General features: G+C 73.3%; 7 protein-coding genes. 5 read left to right on the forward strand and 2 right to left on the reverse strand.

From position 1 onward, the window contains the following. Positions 1-38: 38 nt before the first annotated feature. Complete coding sequence (locus tag H5J30_RS11785) at positions 39-977, reverse strand: MurR/RpiR family transcriptional regulator (protein WP_181787385.1); 939 nt, start codon at positions 975-977, stop codon at positions 39-41. 139 nt (positions 978-1,116) lie between these two features. On the opposite strand from H5J30_RS11785, the gene H5J30_RS11790 reads away from it, so the two are divergent. From H5J30_RS11790 to H5J30_RS11805, 4 genes are all read left to right on the forward strand, one after another. Next, positions 1,117-1,548: a DUF8819 family protein gene (locus H5J30_RS11790; RefSeq protein WP_181787386.1), complete on the forward strand. Its 432-nt coding sequence runs from the start codon at positions 1,117-1,119 to the stop codon at positions 1,546-1,548. After that, on the forward strand, positions 1,545-1,817 hold the full coding sequence (locus H5J30_RS11795) for a DUF4031 domain-containing protein (protein WP_181787387.1): 273 nt from the start codon (positions 1,545-1,547) through the stop codon (positions 1,815-1,817). The genes H5J30_RS11790 and H5J30_RS11795 overlap by 4 nt, the downstream gene beginning before the upstream one ends. Positions 1,818-1,914: 97 nt before the next feature. Next, complete coding sequence (locus H5J30_RS11800; RefSeq protein ID WP_181787388.1) at positions 1,915-3,159, forward strand: Cmx/CmrA family chloramphenicol efflux MFS transporter; 1,245 nt, start codon at positions 1,915-1,917, stop codon at positions 3,157-3,159. 69 nt (positions 3,160-3,228) lie between these two features. Further along, positions 3,229-6,321 carry an NACHT domain-containing protein gene (locus tag H5J30_RS11805; RefSeq protein ID WP_181787389.1) on the forward strand — a complete coding sequence of 1,031 codons (3,093 nt, stop codon included), beginning with the start codon at positions 3,229-3,231 and terminating at the stop codon, positions 6,319-6,321. A gap of 5 nt (positions 6,322-6,326) precedes the next feature. Here H5J30_RS11805 and H5J30_RS11810 read toward each other — a convergent pair whose 3' ends face one another. Next, positions 6,327-7,031, reverse strand: a complete 705-nt coding sequence (locus H5J30_RS11810; RefSeq protein WP_181787390.1) for an HD domain-containing protein — start codon at positions 7,029-7,031, stop codon at positions 6,327-6,329. 27 nt (positions 7,032-7,058) lie between these two features. On the opposite strand from H5J30_RS11810, the gene H5J30_RS11815 reads away from it, so the two are divergent. Then, positions 7,059-7,496: copper homeostasis protein CutC (locus H5J30_RS11815; RefSeq protein WP_220188808.1), on the forward strand; the 438-nt coding region annotated here is incomplete at its 3' end.

Genomic DNA, 7,496 nt, shown 5'->3' on the forward strand with positions numbered 1-7,496 from the left:
CGGTGCATCGGTCGTCGTCCGGATGTCGCCGGGCGGGGTCAGGACCGCGGGCGGAGCGGGCTGTGCCGGTGGGCCAGTGCCTCGTACGAGGCGGCGAGCGCCGGTGCGGCACGCTCGTACGTCCGCTGGGCCACGCCTATGAACAGGCAGTCCACGACCAGCAGCTGGCCCGTCCTGCTGGACATGGCCGCCGGCCGCAGCTCGCTCTCGCGACCCGTGGACGTGGTGAGTATGTGGTCGGCGTACGACGCGACGGGGCCGTCCGGGCGGCCGGTGATGGCCACCGTCGTCGCCCCGTGGTCGAACGCGACCCGCAGCGGCTCTATGACGTCGACCGTGCGGCCCGAGTGCGTGATGGCGATGGCCACGTCGCCCGCGCGCAGTTGGACGGCGTTGGTCACGGCCAGGTGCGGGTCGGGCGAGGCGTGCGCCACGACACCGATCCGCAGCAGCTTTTGGACCAGGTCCTGGCCCACGAGGTTGGAGGCCCCGATGCCGTACACATCGATGCGCCGGGCGGTGGCCATGGCGGCGATCGCCGCCTCCAACTGCACGGGGTCGAGACCGACCGCGGTGTCCGCCAGCGCCTGCTGCTCGTCGCGCGCGAGCTTGGCGATGACGTCGGCCATCGAGTCGTCCACCGCTATGTCGGCGGTGACCGAAGGCGCCCGCCCGGCCTCCTGCTGCGCCGCCGCGGCGGCGAGGGCCAGCCGGAGGTCGCGATACCCGGGATAGCCGAGCAGCCGCGCCGTCCGCACGACGGTGGCCTCCGACGTACCGGTGCGCTCCGCGAGGCCCGTGACGGTGAGCGCGGCACAGCCGGCCGGGTCCCCGGCGACGGCCTCGGCGACGCGCTGCATGGAGCGCGTCATGGACGGCGCGACCGTGCGCACCTTGGCCGCGAGGGCGGCGGGCGCGGGCGGCGCGGGCCCGGTCGGAGTGTCGGGTGTGAAAGTTTCCTTCACGCTGTAGCTCACAGACGAAAGATATTTTCGCGGGAGAGGGCGAGTCAACCCCCCGCGTCGGGCCTGTGGAAAACCCCGGGACGGGGTCGTGCGCCCGCCGGGACGGCCGGGCGCCCGGCCTCGCCGGCGCCGGTTGCGGGAGACTGAATGTATGAAGCACCAAGGGCTGGAGCAGGCGCTGCACCGCGCCCGTGCGCTGATCCTCGCCGACCTCAGCGCCGCCGACGTGGCCGAACCGGACGTGGTCACCTTCGTCGAGGACGCGGTGGTCCACCGCCGCTGGTGGGTGGAGCAGTGGCCGGAGGGCGTGGCGTACCTGGACGGCCTGGTGGCCCAGGACGTCCAGGACGCGCTGCTGGAGAAGTACGGCAGGTGGCCGCTGTGCCCCGTCTGCGACGACGTCGACTCGGCGGGCCCGCACGCGCTGGACATCGAACCTGAGCTGGGCCCGGACCCGCGGTGGGTCTGCGGCCGGACGGGCGCGGTGGTGGCCCGGGTGGGCAGCCTGGGCGCGGGCGTCACCGGCGGAGCCGGCGGCTCGGGCGGTGCGGGCGGTGGGGGCGGCTCGGGCGGTGCGGAGTGACGATCTACGTGGACCCGCCGACGTGGCCCGGCCACGGGCGGATGTGGTCGCACCTGGTGAGCGACGTCTCGTACGAGGAGTTGCACGCGTTCGCGGAGTCGATGGGGGTGCCGCGGCGGGCGTTCGACGGGGATCACTACGACCTCCCGTCGGCGCGGTACGAGGACGCCGTGGCGCGCGGGGCGGTGCAGGTGGGCTCGAAGGAACTGCTGCGGAGGCTGGTGGACGGGGGTCTGCGACGCCGGGGGAGGAGGACAGGGACGGGGTGATCCGCGCGACCGCGGAGAGCACTATCGACCTGCGGATTTTCCCCGTACCGTGGCGATCGTAGGAATGTTCCCCTCCCGCCTTGGTGTTTCCCTCCTCATGTCCCCGACCGCTCCCCGGGCCGGAGCCCGCCTCCCCGTCGCCGTGTACGTCCTCGGCGTCGCCGTCTTCGCCCTCGGGACGTCGGAGTTCATGCTCTCCGGGCTCCTCCCCGAGATAGCCGACGACCTCGGCGTCTCCATACCCCGCGCCGGACTCCTCATCTCCGCGTTCGCCGTCGGCATGGTCGTCGGCGCGCCGACCCTCGCCGCCGCCACCCTCCGCCTGCCCCGCCGCACCACCCTCGTCGGGCTGCTCGTCGTCTTCGGCGCCGGCCACATCGTGGGGGCGGTCTCCAGCTCCTACGGCGTCCTCTTCGCCACCCGCATCGTCAGCGCCCTCGCCTGCGCCGGGTTCTGGGCCGTCGGTGCCGCCGTTGCCATCGCGACCGTTCCGACCGGGGCCCGCGCCCGGGCGATGGCGGTCATGGTCGGCGGGCTCAGCATCGCGAACGTCGCCGGGGTGCCCGGCGGGGCGCTGCTCGGGCAGCACTTCGGCTGGCGCTCCGCGTTCTGGGCCGTGACGCTGATGACCGCGGTCGCCCTCGTCGGGGTGGTGACGCTCGTACCCGGTGGCAAGCCGGGAGACGCCGAGCCGCCGCGGCTGCGCGAGGAGTTGCGCATCTACCGCGACGGACAGGTGTGGCTCGCCATGGCCACGATCGCCCTCTTCGCGGGTGCGACGTTCTCCTTCTTCTCCTACCTCGCGCCCCTCCTCACCGACGTCGCCGGCCTCGGCGACGGCTGGGTGCCGACCGTGCTGGCGCTCTTCGGCGCCGGGGCGTTCCTCGGCACGATCGTCGGCGGGCGGATGGCGGACCGGTACCGCTTCGGCACCATGTACGTCGGGCTGTCCGCGACCGCCGCCGTACTGGTGGCGTGCGCGCTGCTCGCCGAGTACCCGGTGGCGATCGTGACCCTGTCCATCCTCCTCGGCGCCACCGCCTTCACCACCGCGCCCGCGCTCAACGCCCGGATCTTCGACGTCGCCGGCGCCGCCCAGGGCCTCGCCGGCGCGACCGCCACCTCCTCGTTCAACATCGGCAACACCGTGGGCCCGTGGCTCGGCGGCCTCGTCATCAGCGCCGGCCTCGGGTACGCCGCCACCGCGTGGACCGGCGCCGTGCTGGCGGTGGGCACGGTGGCGATGACGGTGGTCGCGGGCAGGTCGGCGGCGCGGCGGACGAGGCTGGTGGCGCGCGGCGGTGAGCCGGCGGCGGAGGGCGCGGTGAAAGCGGCGGGGTAGCCGCGGGACAGCCGCGGCTGTCACTGCCGTGTGGTTGTCTGCTGTCGAGGGACAGGGGAGGGGCGACGCATGCTCGCGGAGACGGCGGCATTACGGCTGGGGACGATCGTGGCGAACGCCGCGGGCAAGCTGTGGCTCCGCGGCAAGCAGCGCGATCAGGAACGTCTGCTGTCCATGGAGGAGCTGGTACGCGTCCGGGTCCCGGGCGTGCGCCTCCAGCGCGAGGTCAGGCAGCAGTTCGAGCAGATCACCAACGCGGTGTACGACCGCCTCGACCCGTACCTGACCCACGCCTTCGACCGCCTGGAGCCCGGCGGCCGACAGGCCGTCATCGACGCCGTCGCCGACACCTTCGCCCGCGCGGACCTCTCCGACGACGCCCTCCTCGCCGCCGACGCCCAGCCCGCCGAACTGGTCCGCCGCATCACCGCCTCCGTGCGCCCGCCGACCGGCCTCGGCGAGACGGAGGCGCGGCTGCACGAGGCGCTGTTCGCCGAGTGCGTCGCGTACTACGTACGCATCGTGCGCAGCCTCCCCGTCTTCGAGGAGCGCGCCGCCGCCGAGCTGCTGGCCCGTACCTCCACGCTGGGCGCCGAGGTCGCGCGGATCCTGGAACGCCTGCCGGACCGCTCGCTGTTCGCGCCGGACGGCTCGGACCTCGACACCGACTTCCGCCGCACGTACCTGGAGCTGGTCAGCCGGCAGCTCGACGAGGTGGAGCTGTTCCGCGGCACCTCCGACCAGGCGAGCCCGCAGCGCGTCCGGCTGTCCGTCGCGTACGTCAGCCTCCGGACGACCGGGGGCGACGCGCAGCGGCGGCGCGGCATCCGGAGCCCGCGGCAGCTCAGGCCCGACATGAGCGACTGGGAGGAAGGCGGACAAGAAGCCTCCGGCATGCGCGTCGAGGCGGCGCTGAGAGGCGCCTCCCGCGTGCTGCTGCGGGGCGAGGCCGGCTCCGGCAAGACGACCCTGCTGCGCTGGCTGGCGATCACGGCGGCGCGCGGGGGCTTCACGGACGAACTGGCGGAGTGGAACGGCCTCACGCCGGTCTTCGTCAAGCTCCGCGACTACACCGGCCGCAAGCCCCCGAACCCGGAGGCGATGCTCGACGGCGTCGCGGGCCCGATCACCGGGGTCATGCCGCGGGGGTGGGTGGAGCGCCAACTCGCCGCGGGCAACGCGCTGCTCCTGATCGACGGCGTGGACGAGCTCCTCCACCGCGAACGCCAGGAGGTACGCGACTGGCTGCGCCGCCTCCTCGGCCAGTACGAGGCCGTCCGGGTCGTCGTCACCTCCCGCCCCGCCGCGGCCGGCGCGGACTGGCTCCGCCGCGAGGACTTCACCGCGCTCCACCTGGACCGCATGACGCCGCCCGACCTGGCGGCCTTCGTACGCCGGTGGCACCAGGCCGTACGCGAACTGTGCGGGGAACTGCCCTGCGCGGTGGACGACATCCCGCGGTACGAGCAGTCCCTCCTCACCGGCCTCAAGGACCGCGCGCATCTGCAGTCCCTGGCGAGCACGCCGCTGCTGGCGGCCATGCTCTGCGCGATGCACCTCAACAGAGGCCGCCATCTGCCGCAGGACCGGATGGAGTTGTACCGCAACGCGCTGCACACCCTGGTCCACGACCGGGATGCGGACCGGAGGGTGCCGAGCGCGGCGGACAGCAGGCTCAGCCTCGGGGACAAGCTCGTCATCCTGCGGGACCTCGCGTGGCGGCTGTCCGACAACAACAGAACCGAGATCGACGCGCAGCGGGCCGCCGGATACGTCACCGCGAAGCTGAGGGGGATGCGCCACCTGGACGTGCTGGACGGCGCCCCGGTGCTGGGGCAGCTCCGGCAGCGCTCCGGCGTCCTCCGGTCGCCCGCCGAGGACCGCATCGACTTCGTACACCGGACCTTTCAGGAGTACCTCGCCGCAGAGGAGGCGGCGGAGGAGGACCACATCGGGAACCTGATCGAGCGGGCACACCTCGACCTGTGGCGAGAGACGATCATCATGACCGCGGGCCACGCGAATGCGCGGCAGCGGGAGGAACTGCTCGGCGGCATCCTGGACCGTGCGGGCGAAGAGCCCCGGCACGCCCGCACGCTGCGGCTGCTGGCGGCGGCGTGCCAGGAGACACTGCCTGCCGTGTCGGACGGGCTCGCGGAACGGCTGGACGACGCGGTGAAGAAGCTGTTCCCGGCGAAGCGGAAGACCGATCCGCCCGCGCTGGCCGCGGTGGGGCCGACCTTGCTGCGGTGGCTGCCGCGGTCACTTGAGGAACTGTCCGAGCCGGCCGCGGCGCGTACGGTACGGACCGCGGCGCTGATCGGGGGCGAGAAGGCCCTGGACCTGCTGGCGGGCTACGTGGGGGACGAGCGCGAGGAAGTCGTCAACGAACTCATCAAGGCGTGGAACTACTTCGACGCGGACGTCTACGCCGACCGCGTCCTGTGCCGGCTGCCGCTGGCCGGAAACCTGGTGGCCATCAACCACCCCGGCCAGATGCGCGCGGCGGCCCGGTTGCGCGAGCTGACGGGCGTCTCCGTGCTCTATCCCCTGCACGGGCTGGAGGTGCTGGCCGACCTCCCGCCCCTGCGGATGCTGTGGGTGGCCGAGTTGCTCGAAGCGGCGGATCTGTCCGTCCTCGGCAACCACCTCGGCCTTGAGGACCTCGTGCTGAACAACACCAGGGCGCTGCGCGGAGGGGCGGTACTCGCGGATCTCAATCGGCTGCGCTGGCTGACGGCCCGGCTCCCCGAGGACCTGGACCCGAGAGCACTGCGGAGCTGCTGGGGATTGACCAATGTCAGACTCGACGGTGTGGCGGAGAAGGATCTCGGCCCGCTGACGGCCCTCGCCGGCCTGCGGTTCGTGGAACTGTCGGGGAGCGGCCGGGGCACGCTCCGGGGCTTCGACGACCTGAGAGGAATGCTCCGTCTCCAGCTCCTGCGGCTCGAAGGTCTCGACATCGACCCGTGGCTCAGCAGAGTGAGTCTCTCGCCCGCGCTGACGGACCTGTACCTGTCGAACTGCGTGGTGCCGCCCGACCCCGAGGTCTTCCTGCGGTTCGGCCACCTCGGAATGCTGTCTCTCGACGGCTGCCGTACCCCCGACGGCACCTCCGTCACCGCCCCCCGCATCCCGGGGGTTCGGGTCCGCACCCGCTGACGTCCCTACCCGCCCAGCAGCTCCAGTTCCGTCCCCACGTTGTGCCGCGCCGCCGCCTCCCAGCGGGCGTACCCCGTCTCCGTACGGAACAGCCGGGGCAGACCCAGCAACTGCCGTAGCACCGCCGCCCGGCCCTCCCGGAACGCGTCGTCCGGCACGAAGCCGTACTCCTCCCGTACCGCCGCCGCATACGCCGCGTACGCCGTCGGCGTACCCGCCAGCACCGCGAGGTCCGCGTCGCACAGCACCTCGCCGTTGCGGTCCCCGGCGTGCGGGTCGTGGGTCACCGTGAGCCGTACGAGCCGCGCCACCTCCGCGACGCGCTCGTCCCCCTCGTCCCCAACTCCCGCCTCCGTCAACGCGACTTGCGCGAGTCGCGCACTGCGCTCCTCGTTCTCGCTGCGCTCCGGGCGGTAGACGGCGTCGTGGAACCAGGCCGCGAGGCGTACGGCGTCGGGGTCGTCGGCGTGGTGGGCCAGCTCGTCGATGCGGTCGAGGACGGCCGTCAGATGCGCGGCGGTGTGGTAGCGCCGCTGCGGCTCACCCCACCTCTCCAGCAGGTTCATCCCGTACGGTACGGGGTCGGGGGGCGCGGCGCCGGACTGGCAGCGGACGAGGAGGACCGTCCAGCGGTCGAGGAGGGCGGGGCCGGCCGGCTCGGGTGCCGGTGTTGCGGGCTGGTTGTCTCCGGGGGCGGGCATGGCAACCATTCTGCGCGATATGGCAGGCTGTGTTTCATGTCTAGACCAATGCTGCTTGAGGTCATCGCCCTGAACGCCGCCGACGCCGCCGCCGCGGAGGCGGGCGGCGCCGACCGTCTGGAGTTGGTCACGGACATGGCCGCCGACGGGCTCACCCCGTCGCGCGAGACCGTCGCCGCCGTACGGGCCGCGGTGGAGATCCCCGTACGCGTCATGCTGCGCGCCGAGGACGGGTTCGCGGCGGGCGACGTGGAGGCGCTGGCGGCGCGGGCGCGGGCGCTGCGGGCGGCGGGGGCGGAGGAGTTCGTCCTCGGGTTCCTGGACGAGGCGGGCGGGCCGGACCTGGCGGCGGTCGGGCGGCTGCTGGAGGCGGTGGGGGACGGGTGCCGGTGGACGTTCCACCGGGCGATCGACCGGGCCGCCGACCGGGACACGCTGCGCAAGCAGCTCGCGGGGCTGCCGGGGCTGGACACG

Source organism: Streptomyces phytophilus (assembly GCF_013870535.1).
Classification (GTDB): domain Bacteria; phylum Actinomycetota; class Actinomycetes; order Streptomycetales; family Streptomycetaceae; genus Streptomyces; species Streptomyces phytophilus.

Coding starts and splice junctions, on each gene's coding strand:
- H5J30_RS11790 (WP_181787386.1), top strand. CDS start 1,117: ATGAAGCACCAAGGGCTGGAGCAGGCGCTGCACCGCGCCCGTGCGCTG.
- H5J30_RS11810 (WP_181787390.1), bottom strand. CDS start 7,031: ATGGTTGCCATGCCCGCCCCCGGAGACAACCAGCCCGCAACACCGGCA.
- H5J30_RS11805 (WP_181787389.1), top strand. CDS start 3,229: ATGCTCGCGGAGACGGCGGCATTACGGCTGGGGACGATCGTGGCGAAC.
- H5J30_RS11800 (WP_181787388.1), top strand. CDS start 1,915: ATGTCCCCGACCGCTCCCCGGGCCGGAGCCCGCCTCCCCGTCGCCGTG.